The sequence below is a fragment of the Cupriavidus sp. 10L43_2 genome (assembly GCF_056395265.1).
The window spans coordinates 14,427-35,993 of the sequence record NZ_JBFTJE010000021.1 but is presented as its reverse complement, the minus strand read 5'-3'; the positions used below and the strand labels follow the sequence as shown (position 1 = coordinate 35,993).

Here is a 21,567-nt window from a genome sequence, read left to right as displayed (position 1 = left end):
AGGAGCTGTGTTTTCGTCGAATTACGGTTATCAGGGCTTCCAGTGCTCGTTCGGATGCAGGTCCAGCGTGGCCTGCGCCACCACCTGGATCACGAAGTCCTCATAGCTGATGCCCACCGCGCGCGCCGCCATCGGCACCAGCGAGTGGCCGGTCATGCCGGGGGACGTGTTCATTTCCAGCAGGTAGGGCTTGCCGTCGCGGGTCAGCATTACGTCGGCGCGGGCCCAGCCACGGCAGCCGAGCACACGGAACGCTTCCACGGCCAGGGCGCGCACCTCGTTCTCGAGCGCCTCAGGCAAGGTCGAGGGGCACAGATATTGGGTAACGTCAGTAAAGTACTTATTTTGATAGTCGTAGTTCGACTCGGGCGCAACAATCTTGATGACCGGCAGCGCTTCGGCGGTCGCGCCCTCGCCCACGATGGGGCAAGTCAACTCCGCGCCGTCGATAAAACTCTCGGCCAGCACGTCGTCATCCAGCACCGCCGCCTTCTCGAAAGCCTCGCGCATCTGGCTGGCATCCGTGACCTTGGTCAGGCCGATCGACGACCCTTCGCGGGCCGGCTTGACGATCAGCGGCAGGCCGAGATCCGCCACCACGGCGTTGAAATCGGTATCGGGGCGCAGCACCGCAAAGCGCGGCGTGGGCAGGCCGTGGGACATCCAGAGCCGCTTGGTAGCCGGCTTGTCCATGGCCAGCGCGGATGCCAGCACGCCACTGCCGGTGTACGGAATGCCCAGCATCTCGAGCATGCCCTGAATCGTGCCGTCCTCGCCGTAGCGGCCATGCAGCGCGATAAAGACGCGGTCGAAGCCGGCGGCAGCCAGTTCGGCCACCGGTTGCAGGGCCGGGTCGAACGGGTGGGCATCCACGCCGCGCGCGCGCAGCGCCGCCAGCACGCCGTTGCCGGACATCAGCGACACCTCGCGTTCGGCCGAACGGCCGCCCAGCAGCACGCCAACCTTGCCCAGCGATTTCGGGTCGATATTGGGATGGGCGACGAAGCTCATGCCTGGCCTCCTGCCGGACTAACTTGGGTAACTTGTTGCGATACGAGCTGGCCGGGCACCGTGCCGATCGTGCCGGCGCCCATGGTCACGACCACGTCGCCCGGCTGGACGGCGGTCAGGATGGCCTGCGGCATGTCCTCGATCTGCTCGACGAAGACCGGCTCCACCTTGTTGGCCACGCGCAGCGCGCGGGTCATCGCCCGGCCGTCGGCAGCCACGATGGGCGACTCGCCGGCGGCGTAGACCTCGGCCAGCAGCAGCGCGTCCACGGTGCCGAGCACCTTCACGAAATCTTCGAAACAATCGCGCGTCCGCGTGAAGCGGTGCGGCTGGAACGCCAGCACAAGGCGGCGGCCCGGGAAGGCCCCGCGCGCGGCGGCCAGCGTGGCGGCCATCTCCACCGGGTGGTGACCGTAGTCGTCCACCAGCGTGAAGGTGCCCTGCCCGTCGGCCGTGGCCACCTCGCCATAGCGCTGGAAGCGGCGGCCCACGCCGTGGAACTCGCGCAGCGCCTTGACGATGGCGGCGTCCGGCACCTCCAGCTCGGTGGCGATGGCGATGGCGGCCAGCGCGTTCTGCACGTTGTGCAGGCCGGGCAGGTTCAGCACCACATCGAGCGGCGGCTCGGCATGGCCGTTGAGTTGCCGATGGACCGTGAAATGCATCTGGCCGTCCACCGGGCGGGCGTTGACCGCGCGGATCTGGGCGTCTTCGGCAAAGCCGTAGCGCACCACCGGCTTCGAGACGAACGGCAGGATCTCGCGCACATTCGGGTCATCGACGCACAGCACCGCGATGCCGTAGAACGGCAGCCGCTGGGTGAACTCCACGAACGCCTGCTTGAGCCGGGCGAAATCGTGCCCGTAGGTGTCCATGTGGTCCGCGTCGATGTTGGTGATGACTTCCATCACCGGGAACAGGTTCAGGAACGAGGCGTCCGACTCGTCCGCCTCGGCCACGATGAAATCGCCCGTGCCCAGCCGCGCGTTGGCGCCGGCCGAGTTCAGCCGGCCGCCGATCACGAAGGTCGGGTCGAGCCCGCCCTCGGCCAGCACCGACGCCACGAGGCTCGTGGTGGTGGTCTTGCCGTGCGTGCCGGCAATGGCGATGCCCTGCTTCAGGCGCATCAGTTCGGCCAGCATGATCGCGCGCGGCACCACGGGGATGCGGCGCGCCCGGGCGGCCAGCACCTCGGGGTTGTCATTGGTGACCGCCGTCGAGACCACGACGGCATTGGCGCCTTCCACATGGCCGGCGTCGTGGCCATGGAAGACGCGCGCGCCCAGCGTGGCCAGCCGCCGCGTGGCGGCGTTGCTGCCCACGTCCGAGCCCGAGACCTTATAGCCCAGGTTCAGCAGGACCTCGGCGATGCCGCTCATGCCGGCGCCCCCGATGCCTACGAAGTGGATGTTTTTGACGATGTGCTTCATTGATTCGTATAGGTCAGTGGCCCGCCATCTCTTGGCAAATCTCGGCGACGCGCCGGGTTGCCTCAGGTTTGGCCAGGCCGCGCGCCAGGCGCGCCATGTCTTTCAGTTGTGGCCGCGACAGGCTGGCCAGCGTCTGCGCCAGCCCCTCCGCGGTCAATGCGTTCTGTTGCACCAGCAACGCGGCGCCCTGCTTCGACAGGAACTTCGCGTTGGTGGTCTGGTGGTCGTCCACCGCGTGCGGAAACGGCACGAACAGGGCCGCCACACCGGCGGCGGCCACTTCGGAAACCGTCATCGCGCCCGCGCGGCAGATGACCAGATCGGCGTCGGCATAGGCCGCCGCCATGTCGTCGATGAACGGCACGGTGTCGCCCGCCACGCCGGCTGCGGCGTAGTTGGCGCGCAATGTGTCGATCTGCTTGGCGCCGGCCTGATGCCGCACCACCGGGCGCTGGCCCTCGGGCAGCAGCGCGATGGCCTTCGGCACCACGTCGTTCAGCGCCGCCGCGCCCAGGCTGCCGCCCACCACCAGCACCCGCAGCGGGCCGGTGCGATGGTCGTAGCGCGCCTCGGGCGCCGGCAGGCTCGCCAGTTCCTCGCGCACCGGGTTGCCGGTCCACTCGCTGTTCGGCAGCGCGTCCGGGAACGCGCAGAGCACCCGGTCGGCCACTTTGGCCAGCACCTTGTTGGTCAGGCCGGCAATCGAGTTCTGCTCGTGCAGCACCAGCGGGCGGCCCAGCAGCGATGCCATCATCCCGGCCGGGAAGGTGATGTAGCCACCCATGCCCAGCACCACGTCCGGGCGCACCCGACGTAGCGCGCCGATGCTCTGCCAGAACGCGCGAAGCAGGTTCAGCGGCAGCAGCAGCTTGGTGATCAGCCCCTTGCCGCGCAGCCCGCCGAACTGGATGAATTCCATCGGGATGTCGTGCTTCGGCACCAGCGTGGCTTCCATGCCGGTACGGTTGCCGAGCCAGACCACGCGCCAGCCGGCGTCGCGCAGCGCGTGCGCGACCGCCAGCCCCGGGAACACGTGGCCCCCGGTGCCGCCAGCCATCACGAGCAGCGTGCGCGGATCGCTCATACCTTCCCTCCGCGCATCAAGACCCGATTTTCGTAGTCGATCCGCAACACGATCGCCAGCCCGATGCAGTTCATCAGGATGCCCGAGCCGCCATAGCTGACCAGCGGCAGCGTCAGCCCCTTGGTCGGCAGCAGGCCCAGGTTCACGCCCATGTTGATGAAGGTCTGCCAGCCGAGCCACACGCCGATGCCCTTGGCGACCAGCCCGGCGAAGGTCCGGTCGAGCTGGAGCGCCGTGCGGCCGATGTCGAAGGCGCGGCGCACGAGCCAGTAGAACAGCACGATCATCACCAGCACGCCGATAAAGCCGAATTCCTCGCCGATCACGGCCAGGATGAAGTCGGTATGCGCTTCGGGCAGGTAGTGCAGCTTCTCGATGCTGCCGCCCAGGCCCACCCCGGTCCACTCGCCCCGGCCGAACGCGATCAGCGAGTGCGTGAGCTGGTACGCCTTGCCCAGCGCGTTGCTCTCTTCCCACGGGCTCAGATAGGCAAAAATCCGCTCGCGGCGCCATGGCGAGGCCGTGATCAGCAGCGCGAACGCGCCGATCGCCACCCCGACCAGCCCGGCGAACAGCTTGCCGTTGATGCCGCCGAGGAACAGGATGCCCATCGCCACGGCCGCGATCACCAGGAACGCGCCCATGTCCGGCTCGAGCAGCAGCAGCATGCCCACCAGCACCACGGCCACGCCCATCGGCAGGAAGCCCTTGGACACGGTCTGCATCCATTCCTGCTTGCGCACGGTGTAGTTGGCCGCGTACAGCACCACGGCCAGCTTCATCAGCTCCGACGGCTGGAAATTCATCACGCCGAGCGGAATCCAGCGCCGCGCGCCGTTCACGCCCTTGCCGACGAACGGCACCAGCACGAGCACCAGCAGCACCAGCGCGATGATGAACAGCTTGGGCGCGTATTTATCCCAGACCTTGACCGGTATCTGGAACGCCACCAGCCCCGCCGACAACCCGATGAACAGCGCGAACGCGTGGCGCACCAGGAAGTGGCTCTCGCGGTAGTTGGCGTAGCGCGGCGAGTCAGGCAGCGCGATGGACGCCGAGTAGACCATCACCAGCCCGAGCGTCAGCAGCACGATGGCCACCCAGAGCAGCGGCTGGTCGTACTCCATCATGCGGGAGCGCGTGGGCTTGACGCCGGACACGGCGTCGCGCAGCCCACCCCAGGCATTGCCGATGGTGGCGCCGATGAAACCGCTGCGCTTGACCTGCGAGTCGCTCATGGCAGGATCCCCCGGGACAGGGCCAGTTCTTCCACCGCGCCACGGAACACCTCGGCGCGATGCACGTAGTTGCGGAACATGTCGAGGCTCGCGCACGCCGGCGAGAGCAGCACCACGTCGCCGTTCTCGGCCAGATGGGACGATTTCTCGACCGCTTCCTCGAGCGTGGCGGCGTCCACCAGCTGCGTGCCGGTGTCAGCCAGCGCGGCGCGCAGCTCGCCGGCGTCCTTGCCGATCAGCACCACGGCGCGCGCGTACTGCGCCACCGGCTGCGCCAGCGGCGAGAAATCCTGGCCCTTGCCTTCGCCGCCGGCGATCAGGACCACGCGCTTGTCCAGCCCGGACAGCGCGGCCACCGTGGCGCCCACGTTGGTGCCCTTGCTGTCGTCGAAATACTCGACCTCGTCGATCGTCGCCACCCATTCCACGCGGTGCGGCTCGCCGCGATACTCGCGCAGGCCGTGCAGCAGCGCGTTCATCGGCAGGTCGATGGCACGGCACAGCGCCAGCGCGGCCATGGCGTTGGTGGCGTTGTGCATGCCGCGGATGTGCAGCGCGTCGGCCGGCATCAGGCGCTTGTGGCGCACCGGCACGGCTTCCTCGACGACCTGCGCCCCCTTGCGGCGGCGCGGCTTCGGCTCGGCGTCGGCCTCGGTGTCCGGTTCGGCCAGCACCAGCCAGGGCATGCCGCCCTCGCGCAGCACGCCGTAGCTGCCAGCCGTCTCGGGCAGATCGGTGCCGAAGGTGACCAGCGGCGCACCCGAAGTGACGAGCGCCGTACCGGCGCGCGCCATGGCCATCGTCATGGGGTCATTGCGGTTCAACACCTGCACGCACGCCTTGTCGGCCGGCCCGAAGATGCGCGCCTTGGATGCGGCATAAGCTTCCATGCTGYCGTGCCAGTCGAGGTGGTCTTGCGAGATGTTGAGCACGGTGGCCGCGTGCGGCGCCAGCGTGTGGGTGGTTTCCAGCTGGAAGCTCGACAGTTCGAGCACCCAGACGTCCGGCAGCGTGGCGCTGGCGATGCAGGCCGACAGCTTGTCCAGCGCCGACGGGCTGATATTGCCCGCCACGGCCACGGTCTTGCCGGCGCGCTCGACCAACCTTCCGGTCAGCGCCGTGGTGGTGGTCTTGCCGTTCGTGCCGGTGATGGCCAGCACGCGCGGCGCGTAGCCGGACACGCCTTCCAGATAGCCGAGCGCCTGGGCGAACAATTCGATCTCGCCCCAGACCGGGATGCCGCGCGCGGCGGCGGCGTCGAGCACGGCCTTCGTGCCCGCTTCCAGCGGCGACAGGCCCGGGCTGATCGCCACGAGGCCGATGTCGTCCAGCAGGCCATCCACGTTCGCGGCAAACGGACCGGCCACGAACTCGGCCGTGGGCAACTCGGCCTGCAGGAAGGCGAGATTGGCAGGCGCCTCGCGTGTGTCGGCCACACGCACGCGGCAGCCGTTCAGGCCGCACCAGCGTGACATGGCCAGCCCCGACTCGCCGAGGCCCAGTACCAGCACATGAGGTTTCTGCAACACGCCAAACACTTCGATTTCCCGCCTTACTAATTAGAGAGTGGATCCGGTCAACGCAGCTTCAGCGTCGACAGCCCGATCAGCACCAGCAGCATCGTGATAATCCAGAACCGCACGGTGACCTGCGTTTCCTTCCAGCCGCTCAGCTCGAAATGGTGGTGCAGCGGCGCCATGCGGAACAGCCGCCGGCCCTCGCCGTAGCGGCGCTTGGTGAACTTGAACCAGGTCACCTGGAGCATCACCGACACCGTTTCCACCACGAAGATGCCGCCCATCACGAACAGCACGATTTCCTGCCGCACGATCACGGCGATGGTGCCGAGCGCGCCGCCCAGCGCCAGCGCGCCCACGTCGCCCATGAACACCTTGGCCGGATGCGCGTTGAACCAGAGGAACGCCAGCCCCGCCCCGGCCATCGCCGAGCAGAAGATCAGCAGCTCGCCGGCGCCCGGGATGTGCGGGAACAGCAGGTACTTGCTGTAGACCGTGTTACCCATCACGTAGGCAAACACGCCCAGGCCACCGCCCACCAGCACCACCGGCATGATCACCAGGCCGTCGAGGCCATCGGTCAGGTTCACGGCGTTGCTCGAGCCGACGATCACGAGGTAGGTCAGCACGATGAAGCCCATCACGCCCAGCGGGTAGCTCACTTCCTTGAAGAAGGGCACGATCAGGTTGGTCTTGTACGGCACATCGGCCCACATGCCACCCTCGATCCAGCTCAGGAACAGGCTCCACACGCGCACATTGCTGGCCTCGGAAACCGAGAACGCCAGGTAGACCGCCGCCACCAGCCCGATCAGCGTCTGCCAGAAGAACTTCTCGCGGCTGGACATGCCGCGCGGGTCGCGATACACCACCTTGCGGTAGTCATCGACCCAGCCGATGGCGCCGTAGCCCACCGTTACCAGCAGCACCACCCAGATGAAGCGGTTGCCCCAGTCGCACCAGAGCAGCGTGGAAATGCCGATCGAGAGCAGCACCAGCACCCCGCCCATGGTCGGCGTGCCCGACTTCACGAGGTGGGTCTGCGGGCCGATCGTGCGCACGGCCTGGCCGATCTTCAGTTCGGTCAGGCGACGGATTACCCACGGCCCGAAGCCGAGGCCGATCACCAGCGCGGTGAGGTTGGCCGCCACCGCGCGGAAAGTCAGGTAGTTGACGACCCGCAGGAAGCTGTAATCGTTTTGCAGCCACTGGGCCAGAGCCAATAACATCGTGTGTCTTCAGTTAGTGAGCGGAAGGTGTTGCGACCAGCGCATCGACCATCCGTTCCATGCGCATGAAGCGCGATCCCTTCACCAGCACGGCCGATGCCCCGGCTACCGTGCCCTCCTTGTCTTCGCCCAGCGCCTGCGCCAGGTCTTCCGCCTTGTCGAAATGGCGGCCCGCCGGCCCGTAGGCCTGCACCGCGTGCGTCGCCAGCTGGCCCGTGGCCCAGAGCGCCTCGATGCCGCGCGTGCGCGCGTAGTCGCCAATTTCGGTATGGAACGCCGGGCCCTGGTTGCCGACTTCGCCCATGTCGCCCAGCACCAGCAGGCGCGGCGCGGCAAACCCGGCCAGCACGTCGATGGCGGCGCGCATGGAGTCCGGATTGGCGTTGTAGGTGTCGTCGATCAGGACCGTGCCGGCCGCCGTGTGCTTGACCTGCAGGCGGCCCTTCACGGCCGTGAAACCGGCGATGCCAGCCTGGATGGCGGCCACGTCCACGCCCGCCGCCAGCGCGCAGGCCGTGGCGGCCAGCGCGTTGCGCACGTTATGGGCGCCCAGCAGTTGCAGGCGCAGGTCGAACGTCTGGCCGGGCGCGGTCACATGGAGCACCTGCACGCCGTCATCGAGCGACACCGTGGCGCGCACGTCGGCCGACGCATCGGTCCCGAACGCCATCACGCGCCGTCCGGCAGCCGCCTGGCGCCAGATCTGCGCATGCGCCCCGCCGCTCTCGGCATCCACCGGGAACACGGCCACGCCATCGGCCGGCAGCGCGGCCAGCGCGCTGGCGTGCTCGTGCGCCACCGCCTCCACGCTGACCATGAACTCCTGGTGCTCGCGCTGGGCGTTGGTGATGACGGCCACGGTCGGCTGGGCGATACCGGCCAGATAGACCGTCTCGCCCGGATGGTTCATGCCGAGTTCCAGCACCGCCAGCTTGTGGTGCGCGCGCAGGCGCAACACCGTCAGCGGCAGGCCGATGTCGTTGTTCAGATTGCCCCCCGTGGCCAGCCGGTCCGGCTCGCCCACGGCGGCGGCGAAGATCGCCGCGATCATTTCCTTGACCGTGGTCTTGCCGTTGCTGCCGGTCACGGCCACCGTGGGCAGCGTGAACTGGCGGCGCCAGCCGGCGCCGAGTTTACCCAGGCCGATGCGCGTGTCCGGGACCACGATGGCCGGCACATCGAGGCCGGTCTCGCGGCTCACCAGCACGGCCGCCGCGCCACGCGCGACCACATCGGCCAGGAAATCATGGGCGTCGAAGCGCTCGCCCTGGAGCGCGACGAACAGGTCGCCGGGCGCCACGGTACGGCTGTCGGTATGCACGCGCGTGAACGTGCGCGAGGCATCACCCACCACGCGGGCGCCGGCCATCCAGCCGGCGGCTTGCTGCAAATTGGTCATCGTGGTCTGGTTCATGCCGACACCCCCCGCGTGCCCAGCGTCAGGCGTACGTGCTCGCGATCGGAGAACGGGCGCTTCTTGCCCTGGATCTCCTGCGTGGCCTCGTGGCCCTTGCCGGCCACCAGCACCACATCGGCCGTGGCCGCGTGCTTGATGGCATAGAGGATGGCGGCGGCGCGATCCTCGACCAGCCGGACGCGGGCACGGTCCTGCATGCCGTCGGCGATGGCTTCGAGGATGTCGCGCGGATCTTCGCTGCGCGGGTTGTCGCTGGTCAGGATGATGTCGTCGGCAAGACGCTCGGCCACGCCGCCCATCAGCGGGCGCTTGGTGGCATCGCGGTCGCCACCGCAGCCGAATACGCACCAGAGCCGGCCCTGACGGGCCTGCGCCACCGGGCGCAGCGCGGCCAGTGTCTGCGCGAGCGCGTCCGGCGTGTGGGCGTAGTCGACCACGGCCAGCGGGGCGTCCTGCCCGCCGAACAGCTCCATGCGGCCATCCACCGGCGTCAGGCTGCGCAGCGCGGCGAGCGCGGCATCCCACGCCACGCCCTGCGCCAGCGCGGCACCGAGCACGGCCAGCAGGTTGCTGACATTGAAATTGCCGATCATCGCCGTGGTCACGTCGGCGCTGCCGAAGCTGCCGTCGACGTGGAAGGCGGTGCCGCTGGCCGTGGCGCGCACGCCGGTGGCGCGCAGCCACTGGCCACGGGCGGCCGAGGCGCCGGCGGCGCCGTCGATCCCATATTCGATCACCTGCGGCGCGGCCACGGCGGCGGCGTTGCTGGCCAGCAGGCGGCGGCCCATCGCGTCATCGCGGTTGATCACGGCGGCGCGCAGGCCCTCCCACTGGAACAGGCTCGCCTTGGCGGCCTCGTACTCGGCCATGGTGCCGTGGTAGTCCAGGTGGTCCTGCGTCAGGTTGGTCAGCACGGCCACGGCAAACCCGGTGCCGGCCACGCGGCCCTGTTCCAGGCCGTGCGACGACACCTCCATGGCGATGGCGCGCGCGCCGGCGTCGTGGAGGTCGGCCAGGCTGGCCTGAAGCTGGACGGCGTCCGGCGTGGTGAAGCCGGTGGCCTGCAGGGCATCGGGGAAGCCAGTGCCGAGCGTGCCGATGGTCGCGCAACGCGTGCCAGTGGCCTGCAGCAGGCGGGCCAGCCATTGCGCACACGAGGTTTTGCCGTTGGTCCCGGTGATGCCGGTCACGGTCAGGCCGCGCGCGGCCACGCCATGCCAGCCGACGGCAATCGGGCCGGCCAGTTCGTGCAATTGGGAGACGGCCAGATGCGGCACGGCATCGCCATGCGTCCAGGCGTAGCCATCGGCTTCATAGACGATGGCCGACGCGCCGGCGGCGATAGCCTTGTCGATATGGGGCCGGCCATCCGTGGCCAGCCGTTCGTTACCGAGCACGTAGGCGAAGAACACATCGCCGGGCTGCAGGCGGCGCGTATCGCCGGTGAGGCGGGCCGTGGCGGGTGCGTGCGTACGCAGCCAGGCCAGCGCGTTGCTGGCCTGGGCGGAGACTTCGAGGGGGAGCAGCGGCTTGGCCGTCATGGCGTCGTGGCCCATGGCTCGCTCTCCTGCACCTTGTCCGTCACCATTAGCTGGCGGATCGGCGAATCGGGCTGCACGTTCAGCGCCCGCAATGCCCCGCCGGTGATCGCCGCGAAGACCGGACCGGCCACCGCGCCGCCGTAGTGGCTGCCGACGGTCGGCTCGTCCACGCTGACCGCCACGATCACGCGCGGGTTGGACATCGGCGCCAGGCCGATGAACGACGCGCGGTACTTGCTGCGGTCGTAGCCGCGGCCCACGTGCTTGTATGCCGTGCCGGTCTTGCCGCCCACGCGATAGCCCATCACCTGGGCTTCGGGCGCGGTGCCGCCCGGCGCGGTCACGGTTTCCAGCATGCCGCGCACGTCGCGCGCCACCTGCGGCTTGAGGATGCGCTCGCCGGTCGCCGGGCCGTTGGTCTTGAAGATCGATACCGGGATCAGCTCGCCGTCATGGGCGAAGATCGTGTAGGCGTGCGCCACCTGGAACAGCGACACCGACAGGCCGTAGCCGTACGACATCGTCGCCTGTTCGATCGGGCGCCAGCTCTTCCAGGGCCGCACGCGGCCGGCCACGGCGCCCGGGAAGCCGATCTTCGGCGCCTGCCCCAGGCCGAGGCTGGTATACATATCCCACATTTCCTGCGGCTTCATCAGCATCGCGATCTTGGTCGTGCCGATGTTGCTCGACTTCTGGATCACGCCCGACACCGTCAGCGCGCCGTAGTTGTGGGTGTCGCTGATCGTGGCGCCCTCGAACTGGTACTTGCCCGTGGTGGTCACCACCGTGGACGGCGTGACGCGGCCCAGCTGCAGCGCCAGCCCGATCGAGATCGGCTTCATCATCGAGCCGGGCTCGAAGGTATCGGTCAGCACCCGGTTGCGCAGCTGCTCGCCGGAGAGGCGGGTGCGGTCGTTCGGGTTGTAGGTCGGCCAGTTGGCCAGCGCCAGCACCTCGCCGGTCTGGGCGTCGAGCACCACGGCGCTGGCCGCCTTGGCCTTGCTGCGCTCGGCCACGGCCTTGACCTCGTTGTAGGCCAGGTACTGGATCTTGGCGTCAATGGACAACTGCATGTCCTCGCCGTCGCGCGGGGTCTTGAGGATGCCGACGTCCTCCACCACCCGGCCGAGCCGGTCCTTGATGACCTGGCGCGCGCCCGAGCGGCCGGCCAGCACGCCTTCGCGCGCCAGTTCCACGCCTTCCTGGCCCTTGTCCTCGACGTTGGTGAAGCCGACGATGTGCGCCATCGCCTCGCCTTCCGGGTAGAACCGCTTGTACTCGCGCGTCTGGTGCACGCCCTCGATCTTGAGCGCGGCGATCTTGTCGGCGGCGTCGGGCAGCACCTGCCGCTTCAGGTAGACGAAGCTCTTGTCCTCGGACAGCTTGGCCTTGAGTTCCTTCTCGGACATCTCCAGCAGCTTCGCCAGCTGGCGGATGCGCTGCGGCTCGATGTCGCTGGAGACGTCCTCGGGCACAGCCCAGATCGCCTTGACCGGCAGGCTGGTGGCCAGCACCAGCCCGTTGCGGTCCAGGATCTTGCCGCGCGTGGCGGGCAGCTCGAGCGTGCGCTGGAAGCGCTTCTTGCCCTCGGCCTCATAGAACTGGTTGCCGGGGCCCTGGATCCACAGCGCGCGGGCGGCCAGCGCGGCGAACGCCGCGAACATCAGGAACACCACCAGCTTGGAGCGCCACATCGGCAGGCGCAGGCCCAGCACCGGGCTGGCCGAGAACTGGCCGGTACGCGGGCGTGCGGCGCCACCAGCCGCCTGGCGGCCAGTGCGGGCGCGGTTTAGCGAGGGGCGGGCCATGCTCATTTGGCGGCTCCCCCGGCGGCGGGTTTTTCGGCCGGTTGCTCGGCATCCGGCGGCGTGTTGGGTAGCACCACGCCCTGCAGGTATTGGGTACGGCCGGCCAGCGCCGGCGCCATCTTGAGCTGGGTGCGCGCGGCATCGGCAATGCGCGCGCTCTTGCCGAGCGCGCTCTGCTGGTACTGCAGGCGCGACCAGTCGATATCGAGCTGCTTCTCCTCGGACTGCGCGCGCTCCAGCGCCACGAACAGCGTGCGTGCCTGGTGCTGCGCGCTGACCAGGGACAGCGCGCAGAGCAGGAGGGCAGCCAGGAGGAAGAAGGTGAGGCGATTCATGCCGGGCGGGCCTCCGGCAGCTTTTCGGCCACGCGCATCACGGCGGAGCGGGCGCGCGGGTTCTCGGCCACCTCATCGGCGCCGGGCTTGAAGCGGCCCAGCAGCTTGAGCGTAGGCTGCGGCAGGTCGGCGGCGCGCAGCGGCGCGCGGCGCAGCGCGGGATCAGCGTCCTGCTGCGGACGCGCGTGCGCCTGCATGAACCGCTTGACGATGCGGTCCTCGAGCGAATGGAAACTGATTACCACGAGGCGGCCCCCCACCTGCAACAGCTCGTAAGCCGCCTTCAGCCCGGCCTCGAGGTCCGCAAGCTCTTGATTGATGTGAATCCGTAGAGCTTGAAAGGTGCGGGTCGCAGGGTCCTGACCCTTCTCGCGTGTTTTGACGGCTTTCGCCACGAGCGCGGCAAGGTCTGAAGTAGTGGCGAGTGCTCCGCCATCGCCGGGTTCGCTCCGGCGAGCAACAATCGCCTTTGCAATCTGTACAGCAAACCGTTCTTCCCCATAGTCTCGTATCACCCTGGCAATGTCTTGCTCGTCCGCCTGTGCAAGCCACTCGGCGGCAGTCATGCCGCGCGTGGTGTCCATGCGCATGTCCAGCGGGCCCTCGAAACGAAAGGAAAACCCCCTCGCCGCCTCGTCGATCTGGGGCGAGCTGATTCCCAGGTCGAGCAGCACGCCAGCCAGCGGACCACGGTCGGCCAGCCGCCCGGCCATGTCGCCAAAGCTCGCGTGCTCAATGGAGAAGCGGGCATCCCCGATGGTGCCCGCTTCTGCGATTGCTGCCGGATCCTTGTCGAACGCGACGAGGGTGCCGGCTGGCCCCAGCCGGGCCAGGATCGCCCGGCTGTGCCCGCCCCTGCCGAACGTGCCGTCCACGTAGGCGCCGTCGGGCCGCCAGACGAGCGCCTCGACGGCCTCGTCCAGCAACACGGTGCGATGGCGCAGGGTGGTGGACCCCGGCGTTCCGGTAGGGCTCATGACCTCTTCAGAAAGAGAAATTCTTCAATGCGTCCGGCATGCCTTGTGCCATCGCCTGCGATTCCTTCGCGGCGTAGGTGGCGGCGTCCCAGACTTCGAAATGGCTGCCCATACCGAGCAGCATGACTTCCTTGTCGAGCATGGCGGCACTGCGCAGCTCCGGTGCAATCAGCACGCGGCCCGCGCCATCCATTTCCACGTCGGCGGCGTTGCCCAGGAAGATCCGCTTCCACCAGTGCGCATCCATCGGCAGCGCCGCGATACGGCTACGGAAGGTCTCCCACTCGGGGCGGGGAAAGAGCAACAGGCATCCATCCGGGTGCTTGGTCAGCGTCACCCGGCCTTCGGCCTGCTGTTGCAGCGCTTCGCGGTGCCTGGCCGGAATCGACATCCGACCCTTGGCATCGAGCGACAGCGCCGATGCTCCCTGAAACAAGCTATGCCCCCCGGTTGCCGACGGCTTACGCGCCGTGCGGCAGGTCGAACCATCCTGTCCGGTCTGTTCAAATCATCGCAGACGCAGGCCGCTTTATCACACAAAAATACACTTCCTCACACTATTTCCCACTTTAGAGGAAGCGGTATAGCGGGTCAAGGCTCGCCATCGGGCGAAAAACGGTGTTTTTTGAATCAGAACAAAGACTTAGCGCGTTGACTTCACGCACCACGAAAGTGAATCCTTAATGAAATGAAGATCTTAGGGAGCAAAGCAGAGAAACCACCTGAGAACTGCCGAGGGAGGGACTGCCGACAACGCTGGGCGAATTCCGTTCCGCGTTGTCGCGAAGGATACAACGTTTTGCCGCGAGCCCCGATTGCACAAGGGCTCACGGGACTTTTCCACAGGTCGGGCGGGCAGCCGATCCGGCTGGCCGCCGGTGGGAATCAGATGCGGTAGGCGGTGGTGGTCATCACGCGCGAGGCGGCACGCATCAGCGCGCGTACCGGGGCGGGCAGCGGCAGGCCGCCGGCGTCGCGCGCGGCATCGCCGTGGCGGATCTCGTCGTCGCGCATCTGTTCGAGGATGGCGCGGCTGCGGCCATCGGCGGGCGGCAGCTGGTCGAGGTGGCCGGTCAGGTGATGCTCGACCTGGCGCTCGGTCTCGGCGACGAAGCCCAGGCTCACGCGGTCACCGGCGCGGCCGGCCAGGAAGCCGATGGCGAACGCGCCCGCGTACCAGACCGGGTTCAGCAGGCTCGGCCGCGAGCCGAGTTCGCGCAGTCGCTCGGCACACCAGGCGAGGTGGTCTTCCTCCTCGCGCGCGGCGGCATCCATCTGCGCCCGCACCGGCGCGGTGCGCGCCGTGATCTTCTGCGCCTGGTACAGCGCCTGGGCGCAGACCTCGCCGACATGGTTGATGCGCATCAGCCCGGCCACATGGCGGCGTGCATCCGCGCTCAGTTCATCCGTCTCCGGCGCCAGGCGGTCAGCCGGGTTCGGCCGGCCGGCCCGGGTCGCGCCCGCGATGGCGCGCAGCGCCACGTCGAATTCTCGGATCAGCGTATCCATGTCTGCGATGTCTTGTCGATTTCGGTCAATCAGTGATGCGTCAAGCTTCAAGCACCCGTTTGAGCGGCATTTCACGCGGCCGATCCGATCCCCCACCAACGGGGGAGGCCGGGGCCGGCAGCGCCTCGGGATTTCCCCGCATTGTACCCGGCGCCCATCCGCACGCCCCCGGCGGCAAGCCGCGAGCAGCCCGGAACGCTGCGCCTGGACTGGTTTTCCGTACCCAGAAACCCTGAGTTGTGAAAACAAGACAAGACGTTTACCTCAGGGTCAACAAAATGCGCGCTTTTGCTAGAGTGACCGACAGCTTCCATGGAAGTTAAGCGCAGAAGAGTGGAGAGAGGGCTCAGGAGGTTCTTCGGCGCTTCATCTAATAATTCTTAAGTGGAGATAACCCAGCATGAAAAAGTCGCTAATCGCGCTTGCCGCGATGGGCGCGTTTGCCAGCGCGGCAAACGCCCAGACGAGCGTGACGCTGTACGGCGTCGTGGACGTGCCGATCGAATATAACAACCACCTGGCACCGGGCTTCAATACCAATCCGGCGACGTGGGGCCCGAATGGCCGCCCGCCGTCACTGCCCGGTGGCGGCAGCCGCGTCGGCCTGCAGACCGGCGGCGGCCTGTCCGGCTCGCGTTGGGGCCTGCGTGGCACCGAAGACCTCGGTGGCGGCCTGAAGGCGCTGTTCGTGCTGGAATCCGGTTTTGGCCTCGACGATGGCCGCTCGCAGCAAGGCGGCCGCCTGTTCGGTCGTCAAGCCTACGTGGGTATGCAGAGCGACAAGCTCGGCCGTCTGACCTTCGGCCGCCAGTACACGACGATGTTCGACATGTTCGCGAACTTCTCGCCGACCGGCTACGCCACGATCTACGAACCGGTGGTGGCCCAGCTGGGTACCAACTTCCGTTCGGACAACACGGTCAAGTACACCGCCGTGCTCGGCCCGGTCACCGCTGAAGCGCACTGGAGCTTCGGCACCGGCGTGGCCGCCATCGGCCCCGTGCCGCTGGCCAACGCAGGGGCTGGCGAAGCCCCCGGCAACTTCAACAACAACGCGGGCGGCGGCGCCGGCCTGCTGTACCTCTCGGGCCCGTTCGGCCTGACGGTGGCCTATGACGAATGGCGTCCGGCCACCACGATCGGCTCGGCGGGCAAGTCGCGCAAGATCGGCACGGCCGGCAGCTACACATTCGGCCCGTTCAAGGCGATGGTGGGCTACCGCTACGGCATGATCGAGGACAACGCCGGCAACACGCTCCAGCGCGACGACTACTTCTGGGCTGGCCTGAACTACCAGGTCACTGCCCCGCTGGGTCTGACGCTTGCGTACTTCTACGACGATCTGAAGACGCTGCGCGCCTCGTCGGCATTCGTCCAGGACAACCCGGCCAACCCGTGGCAGGTCAGCTTCGTCGCCGACTACAACTTCTCGAAGCGCACCGACGTCTACCTGACGGCCGGCTACGCCAAGAACTCGGGCCTGAACTTCGATACCTCGGCCGTGAGCTTCGCCAACGGCTACTTCATGCAACAGGGCAAGAACAGCCAGATCGGCGTGGCACTGGGTATCCGCCACAAGTTCTGACCTGAAGCATCTGATTGGGGAGGAAAGGCGCCTGCGGGCGCCTTTTTTCGTTTCCGTGACACGCCCGGGCACAGTCGGTAAGGGCTTCACCTCATCCGCGAAGTGGCGCTGGCGAGACTAGAATGGCCCCGAGACCGGAAGACCAGACAGCCGGCCGCCAACAGGAGACCCTCATGCACCACCCCCGCCGGCGCGCCCTTGCGCTGCTGCTGTCCACCGCCCTGGCTTCCCTCGCCCTGCCCGCGTCCACCGCCTTTGCCGCCGATCCGTACCCGAACAAGCCGATCCGGCTCGTGGTGCCATTCCCGGCCGGCGGCACCACCGACATCCTCGCGCGCGCCGTGGCCGCCGAGCTGTCGAAGCTGCCCGGCTGGAACGTGGTGGTGGACAACAAACCCGGCGCGGGCGGCAATATCGGCACGGACATCGTCGCCAAGTCCGCCCCGGACGGCTACACCCTTCTGATGGGCACCGTCGGCACGCACGGCATCAACCAGTCGCTCTACGCCAAGCTGCCGTTCGATCCGATCAAGGATTTCGTGCCGATCACCGAGGTGGCGTCGGTGCCGAACGTGCTGGTGGTGAACCCGGCCTTCGCGCAGCAGAACAAGATCAACAGCGTCAATGACCTGATCGGCTATGCGCGCGCCAATCCGGGCAAGCTGAACATGGCGTCGAGCGGCAACGGCACGTCCATCCACCTGGCCGGCGAGCTGTTCAAGACCCAGACCAAGACGTTCATGGTCCACTTCCCGTACCGGGGCAGCGGCCCGGCGCTGACCGACCTGTCCGGCGGCACCATGCAGCTGATGTTCGATAACCTGCCTTCGTCGATGCAACTGATCAAGAGCGGCAAGCTGAAGGCACTGGCGGTGACCAGCGCCAAGCCCTCGCCGGCCCTGCCCGACCTGCCGACCGTGGCGGCCGCCGCCAAGCTGCCGAACTTCGAGGCCAGCTCGTGGTTTGGCCTGCTGGCGCCGGCGGGCACGCCGACCGACATCGTCCATCGCATTCAGCAGGAAGTGGCCAAGAGCCTGGCCACGCCGGCCGTGCGGGAGCGCATGCTGGCCCAGGGCGCCGATCCGGTCGGCAACACGCCGGAGCAGTTCGCGGCGTTCATCCGGGCCGAGACGGCCAAATGGGCGAAGGTGGTGAAGGACTCGGGCGCCAAGGTCGATTAAGGACGTCGATCCAGAACGCGGATCTCCGGGGCATTGCACCGGACCAGCGCATATACTTGAGGTATCAAACGTTTTGCCTGCCCTGGTATCGCAATGCCCACTTCGCCCACAGCCAACGCGGCGCCCCCGAGTGCCGACCTTGCGCCGGTAGATCTCGAGACCCGCGTCGGCGAGACCAGCCACGAGGCCTTGCGCCTCTGGCTGCGCCTGCTGACCTGCACCAACCTCGTGGAGGGCGACATCCGCTCGCGGTTGCGCCAGGAGTTCGCGGTGACGCTGCCGCGCTTCGACCTGATGTCCCAGCTCGACCGCCACCCCGAGGGCCTCAAGATGGGCGAGTTGTCCCGCCGGATGATGGTGACCGGCGGCAACGTTACCGGCATCACCGACCAGCTCCAGCAAGAGGGCCTGGTCACGCGCGAGGCGTTGCCCACGGACCGCCGCGCCTACCTGATCCGCCTGACCCCCGCCGGCCGCGAGGCATTCTCGCGCATGGCCCGCGCGCACGAGAGCTGGGTGGAACACCTGTTTTCCGGACTGGCCGAGACGGACCGCCGCGCGCTGTTCCGCCTGCTGGGCCGGCTCAAGACCAGCCTTGCCGGCTGAGATGCCATGAAAACCCTGTTCCGCCCGATCCTGACCCTCGCCACGGCCGCTGTGATGGCTGGCCTGTCTGGCTGTGCCCAGACGCCGCCAGCCGCCCCGCAGGTGGCGCCGATGAATGCCACGGTCAAGCTGGGCCGCGTGATCGAGCGAACGTACCTGACCCGTGTGGAGGTGCCCGATGGGGGCAGCTACCCGGGCTATGGCGTGGGCGTGGGGGCGGCTGGCGTGGGTGGAGGCGGCGGGCGCGGCGGCAGCGCCGTGGGGGTGGGATTTTCGATCGACCTGACGCAGCTGTTCAACCGCCGGCCGCCGCAGCAGATCGACCTGTTCCTGTACAAGGTGCAGGCCGCGGACGGGACCGTGGTGAACGTCAACGCGCCGGCGCTGGCCGGGCTGGACCCGGGCGCCTGCGCGCGGGTGATCTATCCGGACGGCGCGCCCCAGCCGCTGATCGCGCCCTCGAACGAGTGCTGAGGGCGCCCGGCTGATCGCAGCGGATTGCGACGCGGCTTAGGCCGCCTTGCGGCTGTCGCGCAGTTCGCGGCGCAGGATCTTGCCGACGTTGGTCTTGGGCAGCTCGGTGCGGAACTCGACATACTTTGGCCGCTTGTAGCCGGTCAGCCGTTCCTTGCAGAACGCGATGACATCGGCCTCGGACAGCGCCGGGTCCTTCTTCACCACGAACAGCTTCACCACCTCGCCCGAATGCTGGTCCGGCACGCCGACAGCGGCCACTTCCAACACGCCCGGGCACTCCGCGACCACGCCTTCCACCTCGTTCGGATACACGTTGAAGCCCGACACCAGGATCATGTCCTTCTTGCGATCGACGATCTTGGTGTAGCCGCGCTCGTCCATGATGCCGATGTCGCCGGTCTTGAAGAAGCCGTCCGGCGTCATGACCTTGGCCGTCTCGTCCGGGCGATTCCAGTAGCCGGCCATCACCTGCGGGCCGCGCAGGCAGATCTCGCCCGGCTGGCCGAGCGGCAGTTCGTTGCCGTCGTCGTCGCGGATCGAGACCTCGGTGGAAGGCAGCGGCAGGCCGATGGTGCCCGAGAAGGTGTCCGTGTCCGTGGGGTTGCAGGTGGCCGACGGCGAGGTCTCCGACAGCCCGTAGCCCTCGATGACCGGGCAGCCGGTCTTGGCCAGCCAGCTCTTGGCCACCGCCTCCTGCACCGCCATGCCACCGCCGTTGGCCACGCGCAGGCCCGAGAAATCGACCTTGCCGATGTCCGGATTGTTCAGCAGCGCGTTGTAGAGCGTGTTCACCGCCGGGAACATGTTGAACTTGTACTTCTGGAGTTCCTTGACGAAGCCGGGGATGTCACGCGGATTCGGAATCAGGATGCTCAGGCCGCCGCTGCGCATGCCCAGCAGGCAGCAGACCGTCAGCGCGAAGATGTGATACAGCGGCAGCGCGGTGATCGTGATGACCTGGTCGATGGGCGCGCCCTTGGCCAGCGCGGGCTGCATCCAGGCTTCAGATTGCAACACGTTCGACACAATGTTCCGGTGCAGCAGCGTGGCGCCCTTCGAGATCCCCGTGGTGCCGCCCGTGTATTGCAGGAAGGCGATGTCGTCCGGGCCAGTGTCCACCGGCTTGAGCGTCATTTTGGCGCCCTCGGCCAGCACGTCGTTGAAGCGCACGCAGTGCGGCAGCTCCCAGGCCGGCACCATCTTCTTGACGTTGCGCACGACGAAATTGACCACGGCGCCCTTCACGGTGCCGAGCATATCGCCCATGCTGGCCACCACCACGTGCTTGACCGGCGTGGCCGGCAGCACGGCCTGGAGCGTGGCGGCAAAGTTTTCGAGGATGACGATGGCCTCGGCGCCGCTGTCCTTCAACTGGTGTTCCAGTTCACGCGGCGTGTAGAGCGGGTTGACGTTGACCACCACGTAGCCGGCGCGCAGCACGGCGGCCAGCACCACCGGGTACTGAAGCACGTTCGGCATCATGATGGCCACGCGTGCGCCGGGGCGCAGGCCGCGTGACTGGAGCCACGCCGCGAAGTGCGCGGACAGCTGGTCCAGCTCGCCATAGGTAATGGCGCGGTCCATGCAGATGAAGGCGCGACGGTCGGCGTAGGTACGGAACGATTCCTCGAGCAACTGGGCCAGCGAACGGAACTGACTGGCGTCGATCTCTGCCGGTACGCCCGCCGGATAATGTTTCAGCCACAGCTTTTCCATACCGTCTCCTGAATTTCTGAATGGTCGTTCGATTTTTTGGGAATGCTAAACGTGCACGCCTCGCCAGACAACACGTTAGACGAAGTCCTCCACCCACCGGAATCGTGAAATCGTGAATTATGCGCCACTCAGGGGTGGCGGCGAGGGAATACCCCTAGCTCCCCGCCTGGCCTCAGCTCGGCAGCACCAGCTTCATCATGTTGGACGCCAGTTCCTGGGCGAGGGTTTCCTCGTCCATGCGCCCGGGCTCGTGCCAGGTGTACATGAAGCCGATCACGCCGCCCATGGAATGCGCGGTCACGCGGGCATCCCCGAAGGCAAACACGCCGGTGGCGCGCCCTTCCTCGAGCAGCACGTAGAGGTCGCGATAGAAGTCGCGCGCCATGGTGTTGAGCCACGCCACGGTGTCCGGCTTCAGGTACTGGTTGTCGCGGAAGCTCAGCGCCGCCGCCACGTGGCAGCGCACGCAGCGCCGCGCCATCTCCAGCAGGCAGGCGTGCAGGCGCTCGCGCACGGGCAGCGCCGGGTCGGCCGTCTCGCGGATCACCGGCAGGCAGGTCTGGGCCGACTCGCGGCACAGGATGTCGAAGATCTCGTACTTGTCGGCGAAGTAGTAATAGACCGCCGGCTTGGTGACGCCGAGCGCCCGGCACAGGTCGTTCATGGTCATGCCGGGGTAGCCCTTCGTATAGAAGAGCTGGGCGGCGGCATCCAGGATCTGGCGGCGGCGTGCTTCCTGGCGCTCGGCAACGTGCGAGCGCGCCGGACCGTCGTCGGCCAGCGTGGCGGCTTCATCGGCGCGCGGCACGGCGCCGGTTTTCCTGGAGGGGGGTGGCATAGGGCAATTTTCTCATGCGGCGCGCGCTCCACCATCGGGAAACACGCGGCTTGACGGATTGGGCGGGA

General features: G+C 67.7%; 19 protein-coding genes. 4 read left to right on the top strand and 15 right to left on the bottom strand.

The window, feature by feature from the left end; translation table 11 throughout:
- Positions 1-30 precede the first annotated feature (30 nt).
- From AC1DEL_RS23905 to coq7, 13 genes are all read right to left on the bottom strand, one after another.
- Complete coding sequence (locus AC1DEL_RS23905) at positions 31-1,011, bottom strand: D-alanine--D-alanine ligase (protein ID WP_477108888.1); 981 nt, start codon at positions 1,009-1,011, stop codon at positions 31-33.
- Positions 1,008-2,441 (bottom strand): UDP-N-acetylmuramate--L-alanine ligase, encoded by a 1,434-nt coding sequence (murC, locus tag AC1DEL_RS23900; protein ID WP_092298556.1) that lies wholly within the window; start codon positions 2,439-2,441, stop codon positions 1,008-1,010. Before murC ends, AC1DEL_RS23905 begins: the two co-directional genes overlap by 4 nt.
- Positions 2,442-2,454: 13 nt before the next feature.
- Positions 2,455-3,525 (bottom strand): undecaprenyldiphospho-muramoylpentapeptide beta-N-acetylglucosaminyltransferase, encoded by a 1,071-nt coding sequence (gene murG, locus AC1DEL_RS23895; protein ID WP_441592197.1) that lies wholly within the window; start codon positions 3,523-3,525, stop codon positions 2,455-2,457.
- Entirely contained in the window at positions 3,522-4,763 is a 1,242-nt protein-coding gene (gene ftsW / locus AC1DEL_RS23890) for a putative lipid II flippase FtsW (protein WP_092298550.1), read from the bottom strand. The genes murG and ftsW overlap by 4 nt, the downstream gene beginning before the upstream one ends.
- Positions 4,760-6,301: a UDP-N-acetylmuramoyl-L-alanine--D-glutamate ligase gene (murD, locus tag AC1DEL_RS23885; protein WP_477159195.1), complete on the bottom strand. Its 1,542-nt coding sequence runs from the start codon at positions 6,299-6,301 to the stop codon at positions 4,760-4,762. The genes ftsW and murD overlap by 4 nt, the downstream gene beginning before the upstream one ends.
- A gap of 38 nt (positions 6,302-6,339) precedes the next feature.
- On the bottom strand, positions 6,340-7,509 hold the full coding sequence (gene mraY, locus AC1DEL_RS23880) for a phospho-N-acetylmuramoyl-pentapeptide-transferase (RefSeq protein WP_092298544.1): 1,170 nt from the start codon (positions 7,507-7,509) through the stop codon (positions 6,340-6,342).
- A gap of 13 nt (positions 7,510-7,522) precedes the next feature.
- Positions 7,523-8,923 carry a UDP-N-acetylmuramoyl-tripeptide--D-alanyl-D-alanine ligase gene (locus tag AC1DEL_RS23875; protein ID WP_477126288.1) on the bottom strand — a complete coding sequence of 467 codons (1,401 nt, stop codon included), beginning with the start codon at positions 8,921-8,923 and terminating at the stop codon, positions 7,523-7,525.
- Positions 8,920-10,467 carry a UDP-N-acetylmuramoyl-L-alanyl-D-glutamate--2,6-diaminopimelate ligase gene (locus AC1DEL_RS23870; RefSeq protein WP_477126293.1) on the bottom strand — a complete coding sequence of 516 codons (1,548 nt, stop codon included), beginning with the start codon at positions 10,465-10,467 and terminating at the stop codon, positions 8,920-8,922. Before AC1DEL_RS23870 ends, AC1DEL_RS23875 begins: the two co-directional genes overlap by 4 nt.
- A complete protein-coding gene (locus AC1DEL_RS23865) occupies positions 10,464-12,281 on the bottom strand; it encodes a peptidoglycan D,D-transpeptidase FtsI family protein (protein WP_092298538.1) in 1,818 nt (605 codons plus the stop codon). Before AC1DEL_RS23865 ends, AC1DEL_RS23870 begins: the two co-directional genes overlap by 4 nt.
- Positions 12,278-12,610 (bottom strand): cell division protein FtsL, encoded by a 333-nt coding sequence (ftsL, locus tag AC1DEL_RS23860; protein WP_092298535.1) that lies wholly within the window; start codon positions 12,608-12,610, stop codon positions 12,278-12,280. The genes AC1DEL_RS23865 and ftsL overlap by 4 nt, the downstream gene beginning before the upstream one ends.
- Positions 12,607-13,587, bottom strand: a complete 981-nt coding sequence (rsmH, locus tag AC1DEL_RS23855; protein ID WP_092298532.1) for a 16S rRNA (cytosine(1402)-N(4))-methyltransferase RsmH — start codon at positions 13,585-13,587, stop codon at positions 12,607-12,609. Before rsmH ends, ftsL begins: the two co-directional genes overlap by 4 nt.
- A 7-nt stretch (positions 13,588-13,594) precedes the next feature.
- Positions 13,595-14,023 (bottom strand): division/cell wall cluster transcriptional repressor MraZ, encoded by a 429-nt coding sequence (gene mraZ / locus AC1DEL_RS23850; RefSeq protein ID WP_092298529.1) that lies wholly within the window; start codon positions 14,021-14,023, stop codon positions 13,595-13,597.
- Between the two features lie 449 nt (positions 14,024-14,472).
- A complete protein-coding gene (coq7, locus tag AC1DEL_RS23845; RefSeq protein ID WP_092298526.1) occupies positions 14,473-15,096 on the bottom strand; it encodes a 2-polyprenyl-3-methyl-6-methoxy-1,4-benzoquinone monooxygenase in 624 nt (207 codons plus the stop codon).
- 400 nt (positions 15,097-15,496) lie between these two features.
- Here coq7 and AC1DEL_RS23840 point away from each other — a divergent pair, with 400 nt between their 5' ends.
- The 4 genes from AC1DEL_RS23840 (at position 15,497) to AC1DEL_RS23825 (ending at position 18,942) form a co-directional block, all read left to right on the top strand.
- Positions 15,497-16,681, top strand: coding sequence for a porin (locus tag AC1DEL_RS23840; RefSeq protein ID WP_092298524.1), 1,185 nt, complete (start codon positions 15,497-15,499; stop codon positions 16,679-16,681).
- A 173-nt stretch (positions 16,682-16,854) separates the two neighbouring features.
- Positions 16,855-17,862: a tripartite tricarboxylate transporter substrate binding protein gene (locus tag AC1DEL_RS23835; RefSeq protein ID WP_092298522.1), complete on the top strand. Its 1,008-nt coding sequence runs from the start codon at positions 16,855-16,857 to the stop codon at positions 17,860-17,862.
- A 93-nt stretch (positions 17,863-17,955) separates the two neighbouring features.
- The gene (locus AC1DEL_RS23830) at positions 17,956-18,468 is read left to right on the top strand and encodes a MarR family winged helix-turn-helix transcriptional regulator (RefSeq protein WP_092298520.1); all 513 of its coding nucleotides are present in this window, start codon (positions 17,956-17,958) and stop codon (positions 18,466-18,468) included.
- Positions 18,469-18,474: 6 nt separating this feature from the next.
- The gene (locus AC1DEL_RS23825; RefSeq protein ID WP_092298518.1) at positions 18,475-18,942 is read left to right on the top strand and encodes a hypothetical protein; all 468 of its coding nucleotides are present in this window, start codon (positions 18,475-18,477) and stop codon (positions 18,940-18,942) included.
- A gap of 36 nt (positions 18,943-18,978) precedes the next feature.
- Here the strand turns inward: AC1DEL_RS23825 and AC1DEL_RS23820 are convergent, their stop codons facing one another.
- Together AC1DEL_RS23820 and AC1DEL_RS23815 are read right to left on the bottom strand one after the other, a co-directional pair.
- Positions 18,979-20,661 carry a long-chain-fatty-acid--CoA ligase gene (locus tag AC1DEL_RS23820; RefSeq protein ID WP_477126289.1) on the bottom strand — a complete coding sequence of 561 codons (1,683 nt, stop codon included), beginning with the start codon at positions 20,659-20,661 and terminating at the stop codon, positions 18,979-18,981.
- 172 nt (positions 20,662-20,833) lie between these two features.
- Positions 20,834-21,499: a TetR/AcrR family transcriptional regulator gene (locus AC1DEL_RS23815; protein ID WP_092298513.1), complete on the bottom strand. Its 666-nt coding sequence runs from the start codon at positions 21,497-21,499 to the stop codon at positions 20,834-20,836.
- Positions 21,500-21,567 lie beyond the last annotated feature (68 nt).

Coding starts and splice junctions, on each gene's coding strand:
- AC1DEL_RS23905 (WP_477108888.1), bottom strand. CDS start 1,011: ATGAGCTTCGTCGCCCATCCCAATATCGACCCGAAATCGCTGGGCAAG.
- murC (WP_092298556.1), bottom strand. CDS start 2,441: ATGAAGCACATCGTCAAAAACATCCACTTCGTAGGCATCGGGGGCGCC.
- murG (WP_441592197.1), bottom strand. CDS start 3,525: ATGAGCGATCCGCGCACGCTGCTCGTGATGGCTGGCGGCACCGGGGGC.
- ftsW (WP_092298550.1), bottom strand. CDS start 4,763: ATGAGCGACTCGCAGGTCAAGCGCAGCGGTTTCATCGGCGCCACCATC.
- mraY (WP_092298544.1), bottom strand. CDS start 7,509: ATGTTATTGGCTCTGGCCCAGTGGCTGCAAAACGATTACAGCTTCCTG.
- AC1DEL_RS23875 (WP_477126288.1), bottom strand. CDS start 8,923: ATGAACCAGACCACGATGACCAATTTGCAGCAAGCCGCCGGCTGGATG.
- AC1DEL_RS23870 (WP_477126293.1), bottom strand. CDS start 10,467: ATGACGGCCAAGCCGCTGCTCCCCCTCGAAGTCTCCGCCCAGGCCAGC.
- AC1DEL_RS23865 (WP_092298538.1), bottom strand. CDS start 12,281: ATGAGCATGGCCCGCCCCTCGCTAAACCGCGCCCGCACTGGCCGCCAG.
- ftsL (WP_092298535.1), bottom strand. CDS start 12,610: ATGAATCGCCTCACCTTCTTCCTCCTGGCTGCCCTCCTGCTCTGCGCG.
- rsmH (WP_092298532.1), bottom strand. CDS start 13,587: ATGAGCCCTACCGGAACGCCGGGGTCCACCACCCTGCGCCATCGCACC.
- coq7 (WP_092298526.1), bottom strand. CDS start 15,096: ATGGATACGCTGATCCGAGAATTCGACGTGGCGCTGCGCGCCATCGCG.
- AC1DEL_RS23840 (WP_092298524.1), top strand. CDS start 15,497: ATGAAAAAGTCGCTAATCGCGCTTGCCGCGATGGGCGCGTTTGCCAGC.
- AC1DEL_RS23835 (WP_092298522.1), top strand. CDS start 16,855: ATGCACCACCCCCGCCGGCGCGCCCTTGCGCTGCTGCTGTCCACCGCC.
- AC1DEL_RS23830 (WP_092298520.1), top strand. CDS start 17,956: ATGCCCACTTCGCCCACAGCCAACGCGGCGCCCCCGAGTGCCGACCTT.
- AC1DEL_RS23825 (WP_092298518.1), top strand. CDS start 18,475: ATGAAAACCCTGTTCCGCCCGATCCTGACCCTCGCCACGGCCGCTGTG.
- AC1DEL_RS23820 (WP_477126289.1), bottom strand. CDS start 20,661: ATGGAAAAGCTGTGGCTGAAACATTATCCGGCGGGCGTACCGGCAGAG.
- AC1DEL_RS23815 (WP_092298513.1), bottom strand. CDS start 21,499: ATGCCACCCCCCTCCAGGAAAACCGGCGCCGTGCCGCGCGCCGATGAA.